The organism is Anaerococcus sp. NML200574, assembly GCF_026131665.1.
In the GTDB taxonomy this organism is placed as follows: domain Bacteria; phylum Bacillota; class Clostridia; order Tissierellales; family Peptoniphilaceae; genus Anaerococcus; species Anaerococcus kampingae.
On sequence record NZ_JAMXSM010000012.1, the window covers coordinates 19,960 to 40,319 of the forward strand.

Consider the following 20,360-nt stretch of genomic DNA (forward strand, 5'->3'; position numbering starts at 1 on the left):
TATAATAAAGGAACAATAAGAGGTGTAAAGGATGCTAAATTCAAATATGAAAGACTATGATCTATCAATCATTTCTGATCCTCACGTTCTAGATCAAAGTTTGATTGCAGATACTGAAAATTTAAGAAAAGAATTAAAAATAGAAAGAAAACTTGTAGTTGAGAGCGAGTACTTATTTAAAAAATCCTTGGAAATGGTGGATAAGGTTGCCAGTAAATTTTTAATCCTTTCTGGAGATTTGACCAAGGAAGGAGAATACCTAAGCCACAAGAAGGCTGCTAGTCTTATTGATGAATGGAAAAATAAAGATAAAAGTCGCAAAGCCTTTATTATTCCAGGCAACCACGATATTTATTCCAAAAAGGCCTATGATTATAAAAATGATAAGCCAGCCCAAATAACAAGCCCAAGAGACTTTGAAGAAATCTACAAATCCATCTATGAAGATGATTCTATATTAGAATTCTATAAAGATAGTGAAATTTTTAAAGCCTATCTGGCAGATGTCAATGAAAAATATAAGAGGGATGAAAAATATTCCTACTATGCAAATGGCTATCTCTCATACGTTGCAAGGGTTAAAAAAAATTTTAAATACGAAAATGGCCTAACTATCATCATGATTGATAGCTCAATTTATGCAGCAGATAAGGAACAAAAACACAGGGATGGGACCTGCAATGTAGTAGGCTCTATTTCAAAAGAACAGCTCAGATGGATTGCTGATAAGATTGACGAGGCCAAGGCCCGCAAGGATATGGTTATAGCTGTAAGCCACCACGCCTTTATCCCTAATTTTAGAAACCAAGAGCTAGTATTTTCTCCATTTATAATCAAAGAATACAAGACTAAGATAGAAGATAGAGACCCTAGATTAAATAATAAAACTCCTATAGAAGTCTTAGCTGATAATGGTATAAAATTCATCTTCACCGGCCACTTACACGAAAATGGTACAGCTAAGTTTACCACAGAAGAAGGAAAGCTTATCTACAATATACAAACAGGATCAACCATAACCTATCCCCTACCAATCAGACACCTAAAGATAGTAAACAAAACTGGTGAAAGCCATGGTTTTGAAATTTCTGTAAAGACCGAACTAATTAGGGACTTTTCCTTTGTAGATGAAAAGAATGAGAAAAAATTTGTAGATGATGCCACAATCTACACTCTCGAAAATCAATTGTCCCTAAAGGAAGTAATATCAAATTATATAAGAATCCAGGCCAACAATCCAAAGCTTGAGGACCTAGATATAAAAAAGGAAATAATCAAGCAAATAAATTCCAATATGGATACCAAGCTTCCTTATAATAATTATATGGATGCCTATGTTTTTCCAAAAATAAGCCGCTTTTTCCCAATGAGAAAGCCTTTTGTGGGCAAAATCGAACTAATAGAAAAAAATGGCAAGCACAAAATTTTAATAAAGGCCATTGGCAATAGGATTCACATAAAATCTGATAATATAGAACTAGCCCTAGATGAGATTTTTAAACAGATAGATAAGAAAATCCTCTATCCACCCCTTCTTATTTATTTTATAGAAAAAATCTTAACAAAAGAATTTAAAATGCCTATAGATAGCAAGGGCCACACCTTCTATGATTTTGCCAACTACATCTACCAATATCGTTCTACAAATAATGATAGGCCTGACTATGTGGATGCCATGATAGCTAGGCTTAATGATAAGTTTTACAATATTATCAATGAACTAATTGATTATGCGGCAGATGAGATAAACGAAGCCTTTGACTATGTTACAAGCCATATAGTTTTTGAGATTGATGGATCTAAGGATAAATTCTACGATACTCTAATCCAAACTGAAGGAATCACATCCAATATTTTTTATAAACACATGAGGTCAAAGGTTAATAATCTAAGAGATTTCCTAGATTTCTTCTCAAGATTTATCACAAAAAAAGCACACATAAATGGTGTAGACCTTGCCAAAAAAATTGCCCACTCCCATTCTATAAGGAAGGTCAAGATGGATGTAAGTGATATGATGTTTGGCCAAAGATCTCTCCGTAAATTTATCACTGATATGATTGGTGAAATGAGTGAGGATATGGCAAAGATATACCAAAATGATCAAGATAATGATGTAGATTATTATTTCAACTATATAGAATACGATGATTTTGAGACAAAAAAAGACTCCTAAGCTTAGCTTAGGAGCTATTTTTATCTGTAATCTTCTTCTGAAAAATCAGGATCTTGGGTGAAATTTAGGCCTAGTTTTCTAAGCATAGATTTTTGTGAATCATTTAGAATGACTGTTGAATGGGCATCTAGTCCCTTAAGTTTACCAATTTGCTTAATTGCCATGTGAGTTAAAGGATTAGTTGTCGCTGAGATTGAAAGAGCTATTAGCATTTCATTTACAGAAAGACTTGTCTCATCACTACCTAGCTCTTTTGTCTTTAGACTTGATACTGGCTCTATTATATGAGGAGAGATAAGTAAAATTTCATCATCAAGGCCTCCAAGCTTCTTAAGGGCATTTAAGATGCATGCTGCTGGAGCTGAAAGAAGGTTTGATTTCTTGCCTGTGATTATATTGCCATCTTCTAGTTCAATAGCAAAAGCATCACTTCCTGCTCTTTTAGCTCTGTCTCTTGCGGCTAGGGCTACTTCCCTATCATCTGGACCTATCTCCATCTGGCTCATTAACATTTGAATCTTTTCTAAAGTATGGACAGGGACCTTGGCTAGTCTGTAATCAACCAGGGTATTGTAGTATCTTCTGATAATTTCTGCCTTAGAAGCCTCACTTGCCTCATTTTCATCTACTATGCAAAAGCCTACCCTATTTACTCCCATATCTGTTGGAGATTTGTATGGTGATGATCCCATTATCTTTTCAAACATCTTTTTTAAGATTGGGAAAGCCTCTACATCCCTATTGTAGGATACGGCTGATATGCCATAGGCCTCAAGATGGTAAGGATCTATCATATTTATATCATCAAGGTCTGCTGTTGCTGCTTCGTAGGCCATATTAACTGGATGTTTTAAAGGTAAATTCCAGATTGGGAAGGTCTCAAATTTGGCATAGGCAGCATTTACTCCCTTTTCATGGTCAAGATACATTTGTGATAAGCAGGTTGCCATCTTTCCTGAACCAGGACCAGGACCAGTAACTACTACTAGGGGTCTTTTGGTTTCGACATGGTCATTTTTACCAAAACCATCTTCTGATATAATTGTGGCCAAATCATTTGGATAGCCTTTTATATCATAAGTTTTATAATTTTTAATACCTAAGTTATCAAGGTATTTAATGTATTTCTTGGCCTTTTCTTGTTCTTCATATTGGGTAATCACAATGGCAGATACCAAAAATCCAAAATCTTCGAGGGCACTTTTAAGCCTTATTGCCTCTGTATCATAAGAGATACCGTTATCTCCCCTAATCTTTGAGCTTTCTATGTCTTTGGCATTTATTGTTATGATTATTTCTGTCTTATCTTTAATATTTAGAAGCATTCGTAGTTTACTATCAGGCAAAAATCCTGGCAATACCCTAGAAGCATGAGCATCATCAAAGAGCTTGCCTCCAAATTCTAGGTAGAGCTTGTCAAAGTGGCTGATTCTTTCAAGAATTTTTTCTGATTGTTCTTTTATATATTTATCGTTATCAAAAGCTAATTTCATCCTTACCTCCATTTATTACTTAATGATTATACCAAGTTTTTCTCAAAAAAAAATAAGACGTAAAAATTTTACGCCCTATTCTGTTATTATTGTTTTTGCAGTGTTTAGCAAGATTAGGATATCATTTTTGATTGAAAGATTTTCTATATATTTTAATTTTAGGTCAATTTTTATAGGCAAAATCTTTTCTAAATAAATTTTCTCGCTAGCTTCTATGGAATTATAGTAATCACTTTCGTTTCTAAATTCTATAGAGGCGTAGTCTGTAATTCCAGGTCTTACGGCAAAGATTACATCATAATAATTATCGTAGAGACCTACCATCTTTGGTGTCTCAGGCCTTGGTCCAACTAAGGACATATCTCCTGCTAGTACATTAAAAAACTGTGGCAATTCATCTATCTTCCATTTTCTTAAGAATCCACCCACCCTTGTGATACGCGGGTCATTTTTGACTGTGAGGTTGTCAAGATTTTTGTCTGCACCAACCATCATGGTCCTAAATTTGATAATGTAAAATGGCTTTTTGTCCTTGCCAAGTCTTTCCTGCCTATAAAATACAGGGCCTTTAGAATCTAACTTGATAGCCAGGGCAATTATTCCCACCGGTATCAAGATTAGAATTATCACTAGTAGTGAAATTAAAATATCAAAGAGCCTTTTGAAAAATAGGCTGATTTTTTTATTATTCAGTTTTTGATATATTAAATCTTCATTAATTTTTTTCACTTTTATCCTCAAATTTTGAAATCTCTCAATATTAAACTTCAAAATCTAAAATTGTCTAGGTCTAGCTTAGCTTTCAGGCCATCCTTCTGTCTTAAATTGATTTCCTTCATGGTCAATCCACATTACCTCACAATTATTCTCTTTTGCAAATTTTAAACCATTTTCATAATCAAGTATGAAAAGATATGTGGATATGGTATCTGCAAGAGCTATATCATCTAAAATTACTGATACTGAGGTCCAATTTGTAGATGGATACAAGGTAGATGGATCTATGATATGGTGGTATCTTTTACCATCTACTACAAAATATCTTTGATAATCACCACTTGTTACTACAGATGTATTTTTAAGGCTAACTACTGCAGAGTAAGGATTATCCTTATCTTCTAGGTCCGGGTTTTGGATAGCTATCTTATAATAAGAATTTTCAGCTCCTGGATTATCTCCAATTAGCATATCATCCCCACCTACTGATAAGATACCATGTTTTAGGCCGGATTCCTTTAGTTTTTCACCAATGATTTTTGTGGCATAACCCTTACCAATGGCTCCGATATCTATTTTAACATCCTTATCATTTATATATACTGTAGAGTTTTCCTCATCAATTTCTATAGCATCTATATCCTTATGCTTGCTTGCCTTTACCAGGTCTTCTTCTGCTGGGATTGCTGCCTTGTCAGGATTATTGATTGACATTTCTCTAAAATCATGCCACAAACCTAAAAGAGATCCCATGGCTATATCTATCTTGCCATCTGTAAGCTTATACATTTCTTTAGAATATTTTACTAAGTCTATAATTACTTTATCGACCTTAACTGGCTTTATACCAGCATTTTGGTTTATTGTTTGGAAGTTGTTTACCCCTTCAAATTCATCGTAAGAGTTATAAAGCTTGTGATATATACTTAACTCTTCTTCTAGAATTCCTACTAATCTATCAAATTCTTCATCATTTTCTGTATAGGCTATGAAACTTGTAATTGTGTCAAAATAATCATATATATTTATCTGATTTTTTACAAGTTTTCCATCGATAGATGTTTCCTTAGTTTCTTCTTTACTTTCTTCCTTATTCTCTTCTTGGCCTACGTCTTCCTGGTTTGTAGAATTTTCATCATTTGTAGAATCATCTTCTACAGCTGTAAGTTTTGGCTTGGTTTCTTCTGTATTTTCTTTATTGTTAGCACAAGCTGTTAGTGTCAGCGCCAGTGCTAATAGTGCTACATATTTTCTCATAGTATTTTATTTATGTTAATTGTCTCCATGTCTTTATTTATTGATAGTCCTTCTTCTTCAGCCCAATTTAAGAGAACATCAGCTGCTACCTTATCTCTAAAATCATTCCATTCTGATTCTAGACCTAATTCATATACTGTATCCAAAAACTCAGCTGCTGGTGCAATAAATTCTGCATTATCTATGAAGGCATCCCTATCTCTTTTGCCTAGGCTTGAAATAAAAGCATCTCTTATGTCTGATCCATCTATTTCATCCTTGCCTGGCATTAATATATAATGCTCTACATCATCGTCTATGTCAATATAGGATTTTACTATATCCTCTCTTGTTTGAATTTCTTGATTTATCCTAATAAAATCAAGAGATTCTGTGTTTAACCACATATTTTTTAGATATGAGTCTTCATCTATCAAGGTCCATTTTTCTACTAACCAAGATAGGTTGATTGGTTTTCTATTTTTCATACTTCTCTTATCTTAAAAATAGCTACTTCATATTCCCAAAGCTCTATTTTAAGATTGTTTCCTTTCTTAACTTCTATCTTTCTTTGTTCGTATCTGTAGTCGCCATATTTACTTGATCTAGAATTTAAAACTTCCTCAAATATCAAGTCTTCATCATAAGGTATTTCATATCCTCCGTGATAGACACCTGTCATATTTAGGACAACTAAGAACCTATCCTCATCTGCCCTTCTCTCATAGGCAAATACAGAGTTGGTATTATCATCTACTACCTTCCACATAAAGCCTTCTTCTTCATAATCATATTTATAAAAGGCCTTCTCATCTAGGTAAAGTTTGTTTAAATCCTTTATAAAATTGTGATAATCTCTGTGTATTGGATAGTCTAGATATTCCCATCTAATCCCTACATTTTCATTCCACTCTTCAAAAGTTGCAATTTCATTGCCCATGAAGTTTAAAAATTTACCAGGATGGGTCATTTGATAAGCCATAAGGACTTTTAATTGCTTAAACTTATCTTCATAAGAGCCTGCCATCTTATCAACCATAGATTTTTTTAGGTGAACTACCTCATCATGGCTAAGTGGCAAGAGGAACCTCTCATTTGGGAAATAATACATAGAAAATGTGATATTTCCTTGATAGTCCCTACGATTATATGAGTCGACCTTAAAATATCTAAGGGTGTCATTCATCCAGCCCATATCCCACTTATAATCAAATCCAAGACCACCTTCGCTTACAGGATGGGTTACCTTTGGATAATTTGAGGAATCTTCTGCAATTCTCATTACATCTGGATGTGTTTTTTCTAAGGTTTCGTTTAGATTCTTAATAAAGAATATATTATCCTCGTGGACTCCTCTGTCAGAATTGCCATTATAAAATACCATATAAGATACAGCATCTATCCTTATCCCATCTAGGTGAAATTCTTCTATAAGATAGGTCATGGATGATTTCATAAAACTTCTGACATGTCCCTTTGAATAGTCGAAGTTATTTGATCCCCACTCAGAATATTTTAAATCCATATATTCTGATTCATACATGGCTGTACCATCAAAATGATCTAGACCATAATAATCTGATGCATAATGAACAGCTACAACATCTAATATTACCCCAATATTATTTTGATGTAAAAGGTCTACGAATTTTTTAAAGTCTCTTACGCTTCCATACCTGTGACTAATTGCAAAAAATCCTGTTGATTGGTAGCCCCAAGATGGATAAAATGGATATTCCGTAACTGGCATTATCTCTACATGGGTATAATTCATCTCTTTGATATAGGCAATAAGCCTATCAACTATGTCTAAGAAATTTACTTGGTTTGAAAATCTCAAAAAAGATGATACGTGTAGCTCGTAGATATTTAGTGGCTTGTCATATCTCTTATCCCTAGTTTTTAGGTATTCCGCATCATTAAAAACATAGTCATCTTCTACGATTTTTGAGGCAAAATCTCCCTCACCATCCATAGCATGGGCAAAGGGATCTGTCTTTTCTACCCAATTGCCATCTTTTACTACAACATATTTGTAATAGTCATTTACTTTTGCATCAAAATATCCAAAGAAATATCCGTATTGGGCATTTTTGCTAAGCTCTCTTATATCCCAAGCTGTGAAGTCCCCCTTGATATATACCTTATCGGCATTTGGTGCATAGACCCTAAATTCGTAACCATCACCCTTTTTGATTGGTCCCCAAATCTTATGGCCAATACTTGAGTTACCATCAATATAATCTTTTATTTTGTCATAGTCTGTCGATAATATATTAACTTTCATGAGTATTTCCTATTAAATTTTCTATATGCTTGGATAATATCTCGATTCCCTTGGTGTTTTTCGCTCCTCTTGGAATAATTATGTCAGCATATTTTTTGCTCGGCTCAACATATTTTTCATGCATCGGTTTTACTTGCTCTATATACTGGGTTAGGCACGACTCTATAGACCTGCCCCTCTCCTTGGTATCTCTTAAAATCCTTCTTTTTAGCCTAACATCACTGTCAGCATCCACAAAGACCTTAGTGTCTGTAATTTCCCTAATTTTTTTATCATAAAGAACCAGAATACCTTCAATTAATATAATCTTTTTAGGGCTGATCTTTTTTGTTTCCTTGCTTCTTGTGTGGATAGTGTAGTCATAAAGAGGCATTTCGATGTCATTTCCTTCTAATAATTTATTTAAATCATCATAAAATAAATCATTGTCAAAAGCCTTAGGGTGGTCGTAATTTAGGCCAACCCTATCTTCAAAAGCCAAGTCATCATGGGCCTTATAATAATTATCATGGCCAATTACTACAAGATCACTTTCAAATTCTTTGGCTAGAAGCTTTACTATCGAAGATTTACCACTAGCAGAGCCTCCTGCAACAGCTAAGATTTTAGGTTTAATCATAGTTTAATCTCGTTTTTGATTGTCCCTTCTAGGTATGAATATAAGTTGTCAAAGACAATTTCCGCCCTTATTTGCATGGCTTCTTGGGTATAGAAGGCAACATGATTTGTCAAAAGGACATTTTTTGCATTTCTAAGTGGGTAGTCTTTTGGAAGTGGTGGTTCCATATCAAAAACATCTATACCTGCGCGGAGCTTATCTTCATTTAATAACTTGGCTAGGTAGTCGTTGTCTACAACAGCTCCCCTTGCACAATTTATTAGTACAGCCTTATCTTTCATTAGGTCAAGCTCTTCTTTACCAAGAAAATGTTTGGTTTCTTTATTATTTGGTATATGAAGAGAAACTATGTCAGCTTCCTTTAATAGGGTATTTAGGTCAACGTATTCTACGCCAAGTGCCTTGATTTCTTCTTTTTCTGTTCTAGAATAAGCTATTATCTTGCAGCCAAATACTTGTAAGATTTCGATAAGTTTTTTGCCTATATTTCCTGTACCGATTACACCAAAGGTCTTGCCCTTAATTAGGGAGCCTAAAAGGTAATTGTTTGTGCCCTCAAAGATATTTGCCTTATTTTCGTTGAATTTTCTTAAGACACCAATTGTAAGTCCTATAACAAGCTCTGCTACAGAATCATCAGAATAACCTGAAGCATTTAGAACCTTTATGCCTTTTTCCTTGCAAGCATCAAGGTCTACATGGTCTACACCAGTAAAGGCTACATCTATAAGCTTAAGATTAGTCGCCTCAATTACCTTTCCACTTACTGGCTTGTTTGTAATTATGGCTATATCAGTATCTTTGAGTCTATCTATTTTTTCATCCTCATCCTTAGCACTCTCATTAAAATATTCAAATTCATGACCAAGGGCCTCTATTTTTTCTTTTTGCTCTAAAATGTATGATTCTTTAACTTCTAATGGATCTATAAGACTAATTTTCATTAATATGCTCCTTATCGTTTCTTTAAAAAATCTCTTGCATTTATTATACTCTATTTGCAAATAAAGAAGTAATTATATTATGAAAAGCTATTTACTGACTTGAAAAAATCATCCTCTTGCGATAAATTGTTAATAACAATAGAAAGGAATAAGTATGGCGGTAGGAATAGCATTTGACAAAGGGCTTTGCGTAGATGCCCTAAAATATTATTGTGAAGTTTTTGACTTGGATTTTCCTGCAAATATAATCAGATATAGTGATTTTCAAAAATATAATTTACCAGCTGATTTAAAAGATAGGATTTATAGCTCATATCTAGATATTTATGATAACAGGATATATTTTTATGATGTAACCAATGATGACGTATTACAGAAGGGTAATAACGTAAGAATCGTAATAGAAACAAGTTCTGATAATCTTTTCAGGGCCTATATGAATTTTAGAAAGGACTCTAATGTTACTTTTGAGCCCCAGAAATTTAACAACAAATTATTTACAACCCTTATCGACAAATACCAAATAAGCTGGCAGTTTATTGCTGATATTAAAGACTAAAAAAGACCCAAAGCCTATGATTTAGACTTTACGGTCTTATTTTTTTCTCTTAATTTCTTAAAAAAACTTTGCAAGATTTCAAGCGATTCTTCTGCCATGAGTCCATAAGAAATTTCTGGCACATTTAGGTGAGGACTGTCTTGGTTAATGAAATTGGTTGAAAAGCCTCCTCTTTTGGGATCTGTTTGGCCAACTACAAGTCTTTTTATCCTTGAATGCATTATAGCTCCCGCACACATTATGCAAGGTTCTAAAGTCGTATAGATTGTGCATTCTTCAAGTCTAAAATCTCCAATTTTCTCGCCTGCTTGTCTTAAGGCATAGATTTCTGCGTGATTTAAGGCAGATTTGCCCTTGTAGGTGAAATTGTGGCCCCTGCCTACAATTTTATCCTCAAAAACAACAACGGCCCCTATTGGGACCTCGTCTATTGCTTTTGCAAGTTTGGCCTCATAGAGGGCCTCATTCATAAAAAATTTATCTTTTTCATTAAATATATCTTGCATATAAAATTTCCTTTGGTGTACCGAAGAGGATTCGAACCTCCGACACCTGCCTTAGGAGGGCAGTGCTCTATCCAGCTGAGCTACCGGTACATAAAAAGCAAAATAAATTTGCTTTTATCTTGCTATCAGTGTTTTTAGTAGAAAATCTGAGCTATCTTTGATAGTTCTGATTATTCTTGAGAAAAGTGTCGCCCTATCTAAAGCTTTTTTAGAATAAAGACCAACTTTTTCATGTTCATCTTTGTATGATACCTCGACTTCACCTAGGTCTTCACCTTCTTTAATAGGTGCCTTGATACCGTCTTTTATATTATACACCACTTTTGGATTTTCGCCTTCTTTTACTATCATTTTTATATCTTCTTTAGGAAAAAGCTCTATATATCCTTGTTTTACGGTCGGATCTTTTTTTGTAGTTGCTGCTACATTTGTATCAAGAACTGTCCTTTGTGAATAATATTTGCTTACATAATAGATTAAATCACTCATTACAAGGTTACGTGTATCTTTTTGATCTGCTCCCATAACTACACCGATAGTCCTGAAGGTATCTTTGCTATCAAGCTTGCTCATATCACAAGTTGTAACTAAGCAGAAGCCAGCCGCATCTGTTGTTCCTGTCTTTAAACCATCGACCCCTTCGATTTCATCCATTAAAGGAATGGTTGATTTTTTATCTATGTCCTTGGCAGGATTTTTTATCTCTCTGATAGCTGTATAGTCAAGGATTTGTGGGTAAGTTTTGATTATATGAGCACTTAACTTAAATAAATCCCTTGCAGATGATGAATTTTGAAGACCATCTTCTGTTTCTATACCGCTAGCATTGTAGTATACTTGGCTTTCAAGGCCTAACTCTTTGGCCTTTTCATTCATTTTTCTAGCAAAGGCTGCCTCTGATACTTCTAGGGTATTAGCAAGAAGATAGGCACAGTCATTTCCACTTACGGCTATAAGACCTTCTATTAATTCTTTGACAGTATAGGTCATACCATCTTTTACACCTAGAGCTGAATATTCCCAGCTAGTTAGCTTTTCGCTTTCGCTATCTGCTACAACCTTTGTATCTAGGCTAATTTTTCCTTCATCTATGGCTTCTTCTACTAATAAAAAAGTCATAAGTTTGCTAAGAGATGCCATTGGCATTGACTCATCAGCATTTTTTTCATAATAGACGTCGCCTGTTTCCTGATTGGCAATTAGATAGGCTTTTACATTATCATCTAGCCCTACTATCTTATTTTGGCTAGCAGCCATGCTTGTTGGCATTAAACCTATAAATATTGCCGCAATTAGGCTTAGTATTTTTAATTTACTCTTCACTACTCCTCCTAGTTTAGAAAAGATTCTAACTTTTTATAATTATCCCTCAAAAGTTTAAGAGTTTTTACATCTATTGCCCTATCATAGCTAAATCCCAAGACATCTGCCTCTTGCATACCGATTTTTCTAAACAATATACAGGCCTTAAAGAGGGAATTGTAGATATTTAATGGATTGATGTCGTGGAAGGTATCTTCCAAGTCATCCTTATATTCTTTAACTAAGGTATGGGTAAATTCTCTGCCATCTTTTCCTATATCACGTTTGCCATTAAATTTGTTTATGACATGAATCCTAAGCATATTTATTAGCTCATTTCTTAGCTCATTCATCTTTATTGATGCAGCTAGATAATTGTTTTCTTTAAGATAAAGGGATACTTCTATTGCGTAGGCAAAAAAGTTTTTGACTGTCTTTTCAAATTCATATTCTTTTATCGAGCTTAAACTATAGTCATCATTGGCAGCTAGCCTTTCGCTTCCTGGTTTGTTATATAAAAATTCTATATCATTTGGAAGGGTTTTTATAAAGGATTCTGCTATATCGCTTGATATAATTGATTCTGATATCTTGATATCATCTTCTTTGTATAAGTCTATAGTTGTATAGGTAAACTTATTTTTGTCGATTTCTGCTATATCTTTGCTTCTTTTGCTAAAGATCATATCTTCAAATAGACTTTCAAATTCCTCTTCAAGTTTGCCTATTATTACATTGTTAACTACAGTATAAATGTGATAAAATTCATCATTGTTATATCTTTTGACATAAAAAATAGATTCTATCGACTCATTTTTATTGGCATAATCTTTTATTCTTTGTGAAATATCATTTCTCATCTTCACACCAACTTTCTATAAAGCGTTTTAATAACCTTGCAGTAAGTCCCCATATGACAGGCTCTGTGTCATAAAAGGAAAGCTCACTTACACCTGCCACAAATTTATAGTCTATACCATTTGGTATTTTCTCAAAGGGAAAGCCTTGTGGAAAATTTAATCTATATGGACAAACATAGGTTACAGGCGGGTTGGATTTTAGAAAATCAATATCAACTGTAAATATCGTTTCTACTTCTTTATTATACTTTATTTCATCGAAATTTTTATTAATTCTTCCATAAAAACTCTTGATATAACTATTGGAAGATGTTAGAATTGTCGATGAATATCCCAAATACTCAATATCATCCTCATCTAAGAGGAGTTCTTCCATAGTCTCTCTTATGGCTGCATCCTTAAAATTTTCACCTTCTTCAAGACCACCACCCGGAAATGATACCTCGCCAGGCTGTCTAACTAGTTTGCTTCTTTTTTCAAATAGTATATGGTCTTTGCCATTTACTTCTATTATAGGAATGAAGACTGCATAAAAAGATAATTTTTCATAAAAGTCATCATCTACTTTTAAATATTTCATATAAACCTCTAATAAAATCATATATAAATTGAGTGATAAAGTCAAGTTTAATAGTATAATAAATTGTCATGAAAGGAGATTTTATGTTTAAAGAATTTAAAGAATTTATATCACGTGGAAATGTGATTGATATGGCTATAGGTATCATCATGGGTTCTGCCTTTACAGCTATTGTAAAGAGTATGGTTGATGACTTACTAATGCCAATTATAGCCGGCCTAACTGCTGGTGTTAATTATGAAGATCTTGTAATAAATATTGGTGGGGCTAGCCTTAAAATCGGCAACTTTATAAATGCTATTATTTCATTTTTAATCATTGCCTTTGTAATGTTCTTGATAGTTAAAGCCATAAATTCTCTACACAAAAAAGAAGAGAAAGAAGTGACTACAAAAGATTGTCCTTACTGCCAAAGTGAAATTGATATCAAGGCTAGTAGATGTCCACACTGTACATCTAAGCTTGAAAACTATTCAAACGAATTAGAATAATTTAAAAGTCCCGATCTTAGTTTTCTAAGTCGGGACTTTTTCTATCTTTTCTTCTCTTTTACATAGTCACAGGCTGAGCATTTTATCTCGTCTGTCTTTCTATTTTTCTTATGGATTAGGAGATTGCCGCATTCTGGGCATTTTTCACCTGTTGGTGGATCCCATAGGGCGTAGTCACAATCTGGGAAATTATTGCAACCATAAAATCTCTTACCCCTCTTTGATACCTTCTCTATTATCTCTCCATCCTTACATTTTGGACATTTGACTCCAGTTGTTTTTATTATTGACTTGGTAAAGTCACAATCTGGAAAACCAGTGCATCCAATAAATTTACCATTGCGTCCGTGCTTTATGGCCAAAGGCTTGCCGCATTTTGGACATTTTTCATCAAGGACCTTATCTTTTACCTTATAATCTGTAGTGTCTTTCTTGACATTTTCCATATCCTTGCTGAAATCCTTATAAAAAGCTCCTAGGACATCCTTCCAGAAAACTTCATTTTCTGCTATCTTATCCAATTGACTTTCCATTTCAGCTGTAAATTCTACATTTATTACATCGTCAAAATTTTCTTGGAGGAAGTCATTTACAGTTTTTCCTAACTTTGTAGGATATATTGACCTACCATCTAGCTCGACGTAATTTCTTGACATAATTTGGTTGATTGTTGCTGAATAGGTTGATGGCCTACCGATTCCAAATTCTTCTAGGGTCTTTACTAACGATGCTTCTGTATATCTTGCAGGTGGATTTGTAAAGTGCTGGTCTTTTTCAATCTTTGTAGCACTTATGACATCCCTTTCATTTAAGTCTGGCAAAATGTTTTCATTATCAAGATTTCCTGACAATTTATTAAAACCGTCAAAGATTGTAATTTTACCATTTGATCTGAAGATTAAACCATTATTATCAAAGCTAATTTGTGTTGATAGATATTCGTAATCTGCCATCTGGCTTGCTACTACCCTGTTCCAAATTAGCTTGTAGAGCTTGTATTGTTGGTCTGACAGATATGCTTTTAGGCTTATTGGGTCCCTGTAGATAGACGTTGGTCTTATAGCCTCGTGGGCATCTTGGCTTCCCTTTTTCTTTGCTCCATAGGTCTTACCCTTAGAGGCATACTTTTCTCCATACTTTTCCTTGATATATTTGAGGGATTCGCCTACTATCTCGCTTGAAATCCTTGTGGCATCTGTTCTCATGTAGGAGATTAGACCTACAGTTCCCTCATGTCCAATGTCTATACCCTCGTAGAGCTGTTGAGCTAATTGCATGGTAAATTTGGTTGAAAAACCAAGCTTATTGGATGCATCTTGTTGGAGGGTTGAGGTTGTGTATGGGGCCTGAGCCTTACGTCTTTTCTTTGTTTTTGTTACATTAATAACTTCAAATCTATCCTTGTCAATCTTATTTAAGACCTTATCAGCTCCGGATTCGTTTGACACCTTCATTTTTTTACTCTTTGATCCATAAAACTCAGATTCAAAGTCTATATTTTCATATTTATGTTTAGCCTTGATGGTCCAATATTCTTCTGGGATAAATTTATCTATCTCATCTTGCCTATCTACTACTAGCTTTAGGGCAATGGATTGAACACGACCTGCTGATAGGCCTGCCTTGACTCTCTTCCAAAGGATTGGACTTATTTCATAACCTACTATCCTATCCATGACCCTTCTTGCCTGTTGGGCATCTACAAGGTTCTTGTCGATTTTCCTTGGGTTTTTGATAGCATTTAGGACGTTATTTTTAGTTATTTCATGAAATTCTACCCTATTTTTCGCCTCTGGATCTAGACCTAAAAGAAATTGCAAGTGCCAGCTTATGGCCTCGCCTTCCCTATCAGGGTCTGTCGCCAGATAAATATTATCAGCATTATCAGCTTCTTTTTTTAATTCATTAATAGTTTTCGCCCTGCCCCTTACTTTTATGTATTCAGGTTCAAAGTTATTTTCTATATCAACTCCAAATTTAGACTTAGGCAAATCTCTTAGGTGGCCTACTGTGGCCTTTACCTTATAATTTCTGCCTAGCATTTTTGAAATTGACCTAGCCTTGGTTGGCGACTCAACTATTACTAGATTTTTTGCCAAATTCTCACTCCTTTATGGTAAATTCGTTATTTCCAATATTTTCGATTATATCTTTAAGCTCCAAACTCGTAAGCAAAAAGTTTATTACATCTATTTCTAAATCCAAATTTAATGATAGGTCATCTGGATTTGAGTTTGGGTTATTCTCAATATATCTTACTACAGCCTCTTCATCCTTATCAAGGGCAGAATAATCTATTTGTCTTTTTGTGGCCTTCCTATCTAAAAGATAATCAAGCTCTTCAAGGATATCATCGGCATTTGTTATAAGTTTTGATCCTTCCTGTATTAGCATATTTGTGCCCTTTGAATAAATGGAATTGATATTGCCAGGAACGGCAAAAACTTCCTTGCCTTGTTCTAGGGCACACCTAGTTGTAATCATTGTTCCTGACTTCTCCTTAGCTTCTATAACAACAGTTGCCAGAGAAATCCCTGATATTATCCTATTTCTCCTCGGAAAATTGTAGGCTAAAGGCTGAGTTCCTAGGGGAAATTCTGAAAGAATTAAGCCTTCTTCAGCAATTTTTTCGTACAAAAACTTATTGGCCTTGGGGTAAATCTCATCAATCCCACAGCCAATCACCCCGATTGTCCTGCCTCCCACATCAAGTGTTGCCTTATGGCACATGGCATCTATCCCATAAGCAAGGCCTGATACTGTGGTTAATCCTGCTGCTGACACCTGACTAGCTAGGTTTTTGCAGGCCCACTTGCCATAGTCCGTACACTTTCTAGCCCCAACAAAGGCAATAGACTTACTATCATTTTCCTGATCAAGCCTTCCCTTATAATAAAGGATGGCTGGTCGATCGTCTATATATCTGAGGTTTTCTGGATAGTCATCATCAAGGATTGTAACATAATTTATTCCAAGCCTCTGGATTCTTTCATAATATTTTTCAAAGGCCGCGAGGTTTTTGGAGTCAAAAATCTTTTCATAAAGCTTATCGGATAAATTAGAAAAATATGGCCTATCCTTTTCGAAAAAATCCTCAAGTAGATTTTCCTCATATAAATCAAGGATGGTCATATTATTTATGTATATAAAATTTAAATATAATAAAATTTCTCTCTTATCAAAACGCATTTTCTATATAATTTATCTTTCTTGTATCAAGGTAAACTTCGCACACATCATAGCGACTGATAAAGTCAAACATCTTATTTTCCGCTAAAAAGGCCTGGCTTGCCTTGATAATTCTCTGTTGCTTATAAAAATCCACAGCCTCTGCTGCATAGGCGAAGTTATCACTCTTTCTAGTCTTAACCTCAACAAAGGAAAGGGTTTGGTCCTTGAAGGCAATTATATCAATTTCCCCAAAGGTCTTGGAAAAATTCCTAGCAAGGATCCTATAGCCATTTTCTAGCAAATATTTTTCAGTGAGATTTTCTCCAAAATCTCCAATATTTCTCTTAAGTGTCATATGAAAGATAACTGCCTTTCGTGAAATTTCCTTAGGAAGGTCTGCCTGTGGATGGGTGTTTCTCCAAGCCTTTCTAGGCCTTCATAGTGGGCCTTTGTTCCGTAGCCAAAATTTGTCTCAAAATGGTAGCCCGGATAAATTTTTGCAAAATTAATCATGATATCATCCCTTCTTATCTTGGCTAAAATTGAGGCACAGGAGATGGCATATTCGTTTAGATCTCCCTTTACAATGTTTAATTGGGGAATAGGGGTATTAATCCTTTCAGCATCGATTAAGACTATATCTGGGACAATTTCAAGGCCATTTAGAGCATCTTCCATGGCCCTATGGGTCGCTCGTTTTATATTTAGCTGGTCAATCTTATGATTATTGGCATAGCCGTAGGAATATGCTAGACAGTCTTTGAGGATTTTCTCCTTTAAATCTAGCATTTTCTTGCGGCTTAATTTTTTAGAATCGGTGACCCCCTCTATGTGGGAATCCTTTTTCATAATCACAGCACAGGTTACAACTGGACCTGCCAAGGGTCCCCTGCCCACCTCATCTATGCCTGCCAGGTAGTCATATTTTTCATATATTTCTTTTTTTATTTGGTCGTTATAGTCTGAATATTTCATATCTTTTCAAGTGTAATTCTTCCAAGCTTGCCAGTTCTAAAATCATTTAGGATAATTGTCGCAGTCCTTGTATAGTCGAAATCTCCACCGGCTATGAGGGCTCTACGCTTTTTGGCAATTGCTTCATATATTTCAATGGCCTTAGCCTTTGGATCTATCCCATATCTTTCTACAAGATTTTCTGGATATAGGTCCTTCATCTCATCTAGGAAATATAGGGTCAAGTCTTCGATATTTAGGATTTCATCCTTAATAGCATTAGTAAAAGATAAGTGAAGGCCTGTCCTATCGTCAAATTTTGGCCACAAAACCCCAGGAGTATCTAAAAGCTGGATATTAGCATCAGTCCTTATCCATTGCTTAGTTTGAGTAACACCTGGACGGTTGCCAACCCTTGCCCCCTTTTTCCTTGATACATTATTTATAAAGGTAGACTTGCCAGAATTAGGAATTCCTACAATCATCATCCTAATTAGGGGGTTGTCAATGTTTTTTTCCTTATGCTTGTCAAACTTATCCTTCAAGACTACTCTTGCATGGTCATAAATTCTCTTAGTATTGATTTTCTCCTTAGAATTAAGCAAGATAGCCTCAATCCCCTGGTCATGAAAATGCCTAATCCACTTTTGATTTTCAACAGGGTCTGCCAAATCAGCCTTATTCATTACCATAAGTCTAGGCTTGAGTGCAAGTATATCATCAAGCATAGGATTTCTAGATGATTCAGGAATCCTCGCATCAATTATTTCAAGAACTATATCGACAAGCTTCAGATTTTTCTCTATTTCTTCCTTGGTCTTTTTCATATGACCAGGAAACCAATTTATATTAAGTGCCATATCTATCTCCTAACTACTACCTTCTATTATACATAAGTATTGTAAAATTGCATTTTATCTATTTATAAGTCTATAAATATTATATCAAAAATAGGAAAATAAAAAAATACCACAGTTTTAAAGTAAAATCCTACCTTAACTGTGGTAATTTCTTATATTTTATTTACAGACCTTTCTATAGTTTTTTTATCCTTAATTTCAATAATCTTATCGTAATACTTGCTATAGTCAATATCTCTCCTATGAGATATTGAAATTAAAGTCTTATCTAACCTTGCAAAAATTTCTTCAATCTCACTTGCCATTTTTAGGTCAAGGGCAGATGTTGCTTCATCTATCAAGATAATTGGGCTGTCCTTATAAAGAGCCCTAGCTATTTCAATTCTTTGCATCTCCCCTCCTGAGAGGTTAGATCCTGCATCTTTTATAATTGTCATATAGCCTTTTTCAAGATTATTTATAAGAGGCTCAAGTCCTGACTTCTTGATGGCTTGATCAAGCTTTTCGTGATCAATCTCATCTTCATTTTCAAAAAGAACAATATTGGCTAGGATAGTATCCCTAAATATCATCGGTTTTTGAGCCACAATGGAGATTTTCTCGTATATTTCCTCACGACTTAGGTTCATTATATTCTTATCCATAATGAAAATATCTCCAGAATTTTGGCTAAGTTCTTTGGTAATAAGTTTAAAAATTGTAGACTTACCCTACAATGTCAAGCAATTGTTACATAAAATTAGACGATATTTCTATCGCCTAATTTATATACAAAACTTTTATTTTAACTTTTTTATACGTTCACTTTCTGTTAGAATCCTCATTTGTTCAATAGCAATTGCATTTAATTTTTCTATCCTTTCAGTTGCATCCATTCCCTCATTTATAAAAACAGCATTTAAGTTCTCAAGATTTGATAAACACACTAATTGTGATATATCAGCATAGTCTCTCATATTTCCTTTTAACTCCGGATTACTTTCACGCCATTCTTTTGCTGTCATTCCAAACAAAGCTACATTTAATATATCTGCTTCACTTGCATAGATATAGTTTATTCTTTCCTTTGATAATTTTTCAGGGACAAGATTATTCTTAATTGCATCTGTATGAATTTTGTAATTTATCTTAGCTAAATTCCTCTTGATATCCCAACCTAATTGTTTTTGTTCTTCTTCTTTTAAGCGCTCAAACTCTTTAATAAGATAGAGCTTAAAATAAGGTGATACCCACGACGCAAATTCAAAAGCTATGTCTTTATGTGCATATGTTCCACCATATCTTCCTGCTTTGGCAATAATTCCGATAGAATTCGTCTTATTGACCCATTGTTTAACCGATAAAATAAAACGATTAAAACCTGCTTCATTTTTAATTCCCTCGAATTCGGTGGAATTAAAATTCGCATTATACATTTCTTCCCATATTCCTAAAAATTCAATTGTATTTTTATTCCTTAGCCATTTTTCTATCAGTGCCACACCATTTTCAACATTTCTAACCATGTCGGTTAAAGAAATATAATCTCTATTATCTATGGCAATAATGCTAATTTCTGATCCTTCCACATTTATTTTAGACACAAAAATCACCTCACAATATCTC

General features: G+C 34.3%; 21 protein-coding genes and 1 tRNA gene. 3 read left to right on the forward strand and 19 right to left on the reverse strand.

The window, feature by feature from the left end; translation table 11 throughout:
* The first annotated feature begins 31 nt into the window (after positions 1 to 31).
* The gene (locus NH286_RS06380; RefSeq protein ID WP_265237683.1) at positions 32 to 2,176 is read left to right on the forward strand and encodes a metallophosphoesterase family protein; all 2,145 of its coding nucleotides are present in this window, start codon (positions 32 to 34) and stop codon (positions 2,174 to 2,176) included.
* 20 nt (positions 2,177 to 2,196) lie between these two features.
* On the opposite strand, the gene NH286_RS06385 is transcribed toward NH286_RS06380, so the two are convergent.
* From NH286_RS06385 to NH286_RS06415, 7 genes are all read right to left on the reverse strand, one after another.
* Complete coding sequence (locus NH286_RS06385) at positions 2,197 to 3,669, reverse strand: DUF1846 domain-containing protein (RefSeq protein WP_106460726.1); 1,473 nt, start codon at positions 3,667 to 3,669, stop codon at positions 2,197 to 2,199.
* Between the two features lie 75 nt (positions 3,670 to 3,744).
* Entirely contained in the window at positions 3,745 to 4,398 is a 654-nt protein-coding gene (locus NH286_RS06390; protein WP_106460727.1) for a sugar transferase, read from the reverse strand.
* Between the two features lie 66 nt (positions 4,399 to 4,464).
* Positions 4,465 to 5,643 carry an FAD:protein FMN transferase gene (locus tag NH286_RS06395; protein WP_265237685.1) on the reverse strand — a complete coding sequence of 393 codons (1,179 nt, stop codon included), beginning with the start codon at positions 5,641 to 5,643 and terminating at the stop codon, positions 4,465 to 4,467.
* On the reverse strand, positions 5,640 to 6,110 hold the full coding sequence (locus NH286_RS06400; protein WP_265237687.1) for an acyl carrier protein: 471 nt from the start codon (positions 6,108 to 6,110) through the stop codon (positions 5,640 to 5,642). Before NH286_RS06400 ends, NH286_RS06395 begins: the two co-directional genes overlap by 4 nt.
* Positions 6,107 to 7,909, reverse strand: a complete 1,803-nt coding sequence (gene glgB / locus NH286_RS06405; RefSeq protein ID WP_265237689.1) for a 1,4-alpha-glucan branching protein GlgB — start codon at positions 7,907 to 7,909, stop codon at positions 6,107 to 6,109. The genes NH286_RS06400 and glgB overlap by 4 nt, the downstream gene beginning before the upstream one ends.
* Positions 7,899 to 8,528, reverse strand: coding sequence for a uridine kinase (gene udk, locus NH286_RS06410; protein ID WP_265237691.1), 630 nt, complete (start codon positions 8,526 to 8,528; stop codon positions 7,899 to 7,901). The genes glgB and udk overlap by 11 nt, the downstream gene beginning before the upstream one ends.
* Positions 8,525 to 9,472 (reverse strand): NAD(P)-dependent oxidoreductase, encoded by a 948-nt coding sequence (locus tag NH286_RS06415; RefSeq protein WP_265237693.1) that lies wholly within the window; start codon positions 9,470 to 9,472, stop codon positions 8,525 to 8,527. Before NH286_RS06415 ends, udk begins: the two co-directional genes overlap by 4 nt.
* A 154-nt stretch (positions 9,473 to 9,626) precedes the next feature.
* Here NH286_RS06415 and NH286_RS06420 point away from each other — a divergent pair, with 154 nt between their 5' ends.
* Positions 9,627 to 10,031 carry a hypothetical protein gene (locus NH286_RS06420; RefSeq protein WP_106460732.1) on the forward strand — a complete coding sequence of 135 codons (405 nt, stop codon included), beginning with the start codon at positions 9,627 to 9,629 and terminating at the stop codon, positions 10,029 to 10,031.
* A gap of 14 nt (positions 10,032 to 10,045) precedes the next feature.
* Here NH286_RS06420 and NH286_RS06425 read toward each other — a convergent pair whose 3' ends face one another.
* From NH286_RS06425 to NH286_RS06445, 5 genes are all read right to left on the reverse strand, one after another.
* Complete coding sequence (locus tag NH286_RS06425; RefSeq protein WP_265237695.1) at positions 10,046 to 10,537, reverse strand: nucleoside deaminase; 492 nt, start codon at positions 10,535 to 10,537, stop codon at positions 10,046 to 10,048.
* A gap of 13 nt (positions 10,538 to 10,550) precedes the next feature.
* Positions 10,551 to 10,627: transfer RNA gene (locus NH286_RS06430), tRNA-Arg, on the reverse strand.
* A gap of 24 nt (positions 10,628 to 10,651) precedes the next feature.
* Complete coding sequence (locus tag NH286_RS06435; RefSeq protein ID WP_265237697.1) at positions 10,652 to 11,860, reverse strand: D-alanyl-D-alanine carboxypeptidase family protein; 1,209 nt, start codon at positions 11,858 to 11,860, stop codon at positions 10,652 to 10,654.
* Between the two features lie 8 nt (positions 11,861 to 11,868).
* Positions 11,869 to 12,699 carry an aminoglycoside 6-adenylyltransferase gene (locus NH286_RS06440; RefSeq protein ID WP_265237699.1) on the reverse strand — a complete coding sequence of 277 codons (831 nt, stop codon included), beginning with the start codon at positions 12,697 to 12,699 and terminating at the stop codon, positions 11,869 to 11,871.
* Complete coding sequence (locus NH286_RS06445; RefSeq protein WP_265237701.1) at positions 12,689 to 13,279, reverse strand: NUDIX hydrolase; 591 nt, start codon at positions 13,277 to 13,279, stop codon at positions 12,689 to 12,691. Before NH286_RS06445 ends, NH286_RS06440 begins: the two co-directional genes overlap by 11 nt.
* Positions 13,280 to 13,362: 83 nt before the next feature.
* Between NH286_RS06445 and mscL the strand changes: the two genes are divergently transcribed.
* Positions 13,363 to 13,770, forward strand: a complete 408-nt coding sequence (gene mscL / locus NH286_RS06450) for a large conductance mechanosensitive channel protein MscL (RefSeq protein ID WP_106460737.1) — start codon at positions 13,363 to 13,365, stop codon at positions 13,768 to 13,770.
* A gap of 41 nt (positions 13,771 to 13,811) precedes the next feature.
* Here mscL and topA read toward each other — a convergent pair whose 3' ends face one another.
* The 7 genes from topA to NH286_RS06485 all read right to left on the reverse strand — a co-directional run bounded on the left by topA (position 13,812) and on the right by NH286_RS06485 (position 20,338).
* Positions 13,812 to 15,869 (reverse strand): type I DNA topoisomerase, encoded by a 2,058-nt coding sequence (gene topA / locus NH286_RS06455; RefSeq protein WP_265237703.1) that lies wholly within the window; start codon positions 15,867 to 15,869, stop codon positions 13,812 to 13,814.
* A gap of 4 nt (positions 15,870 to 15,873) precedes the next feature.
* A complete protein-coding gene (dprA, locus tag NH286_RS06460; protein ID WP_265237705.1) occupies positions 15,874 to 16,959 on the reverse strand; it encodes a DNA-processing protein DprA in 1,086 nt (361 codons plus the stop codon).
* A complete protein-coding gene (locus NH286_RS06465) occupies positions 16,949 to 17,296 on the reverse strand; it encodes a YraN family protein (protein ID WP_265237707.1) in 348 nt (115 codons plus the stop codon). Before NH286_RS06465 ends, dprA begins: the two co-directional genes overlap by 11 nt.
* Complete coding sequence (locus NH286_RS06470) at positions 17,293 to 17,916, reverse strand: ribonuclease HII (protein ID WP_265237709.1); 624 nt, start codon at positions 17,914 to 17,916, stop codon at positions 17,293 to 17,295. Before NH286_RS06470 ends, NH286_RS06465 begins: the two co-directional genes overlap by 4 nt.
* Entirely contained in the window at positions 17,913 to 18,755 is an 843-nt protein-coding gene (gene ylqF / locus NH286_RS06475; protein ID WP_265237711.1) for a ribosome biogenesis GTPase YlqF, read from the reverse strand. The genes NH286_RS06470 and ylqF overlap by 4 nt, the downstream gene beginning before the upstream one ends.
* Before the next feature lie 152 nt (positions 18,756 to 18,907).
* A complete protein-coding gene (locus NH286_RS06480) occupies positions 18,908 to 19,453 on the reverse strand; it encodes an ABC transporter ATP-binding protein (RefSeq protein ID WP_265237726.1) in 546 nt (181 codons plus the stop codon).
* A gap of 81 nt (positions 19,454 to 19,534) precedes the next feature.
* Complete coding sequence (locus NH286_RS06485; protein WP_022620611.1) at positions 19,535 to 20,338, reverse strand: KilA-N domain-containing protein; 804 nt, start codon at positions 20,336 to 20,338, stop codon at positions 19,535 to 19,537.
* Positions 20,339 to 20,360 lie beyond the last annotated feature (22 nt).

Bases quoted from the DNA above. Each gene is read 5' to 3' on its own strand.
- NH286_RS06380 (WP_265237683.1), top strand. From the start codon at position 32: ATGCTAAATTCAAATATGAAAGACTATGATCTATCAATCATTTCTGAT.
- NH286_RS06385 (WP_106460726.1), bottom strand. From the start codon at position 3,669: ATGAAATTAGCTTTTGATAACGATAAATATATAAAAGAACAATCAGAA.
- NH286_RS06395 (WP_265237685.1), bottom strand. From the start codon at position 5,643: ATGAGAAAATATGTAGCACTATTAGCACTGGCGCTGACACTAACAGCT.
- NH286_RS06400 (WP_265237687.1), bottom strand. From the start codon at position 6,110: ATGAAAAATAGAAAACCAATCAACCTATCTTGGTTAGTAGAAAAATGG.
- glgB (WP_265237689.1), bottom strand. From the start codon at position 7,909: ATGAAAGTTAATATATTATCGACAGACTATGACAAAATAAAAGATTAT.
- udk (WP_265237691.1), bottom strand. From the start codon at position 8,528: ATGATTAAACCTAAAATCTTAGCTGTTGCAGGAGGCTCTGCTAGTGGT.
- NH286_RS06415 (WP_265237693.1), bottom strand. From the start codon at position 9,472: ATGAAAATTAGTCTTATAGATCCATTAGAAGTTAAAGAATCATACATT.
- NH286_RS06420 (WP_106460732.1), top strand. From the start codon at position 9,627: ATGGCGGTAGGAATAGCATTTGACAAAGGGCTTTGCGTAGATGCCCTA.
- NH286_RS06425 (WP_265237695.1), bottom strand. From the start codon at position 10,537: ATGCAAGATATATTTAATGAAAAAGATAAATTTTTTATGAATGAGGCC.
- NH286_RS06440 (WP_265237699.1), bottom strand. From the start codon at position 12,699: ATGAGAAATGATATTTCACAAAGAATAAAAGATTATGCCAATAAAAAT.
- NH286_RS06445 (WP_265237701.1), bottom strand. From the start codon at position 13,279: ATGAAATATTTAAAAGTAGATGATGACTTTTATGAAAAATTATCTTTT.
- mscL (WP_106460737.1), top strand. From the start codon at position 13,363: ATGTTTAAAGAATTTAAAGAATTTATATCACGTGGAAATGTGATTGAT.
- dprA (WP_265237705.1), bottom strand. From the start codon at position 16,959: ATGCGTTTTGATAAGAGAGAAATTTTATTATATTTAAATTTTATATAC.
- NH286_RS06465 (WP_265237707.1), bottom strand. From the start codon at position 17,296: ATGACACTTAAGAGAAATATTGGAGATTTTGGAGAAAATCTCACTGAA.
- NH286_RS06470 (WP_265237709.1), bottom strand. From the start codon at position 17,916: ATGAAATATTCAGACTATAACGACCAAATAAAAAAAGAAATATATGAA.
- ylqF (WP_265237711.1), bottom strand. From the start codon at position 18,755: ATGGCACTTAATATAAATTGGTTTCCTGGTCATATGAAAAAGACCAAG.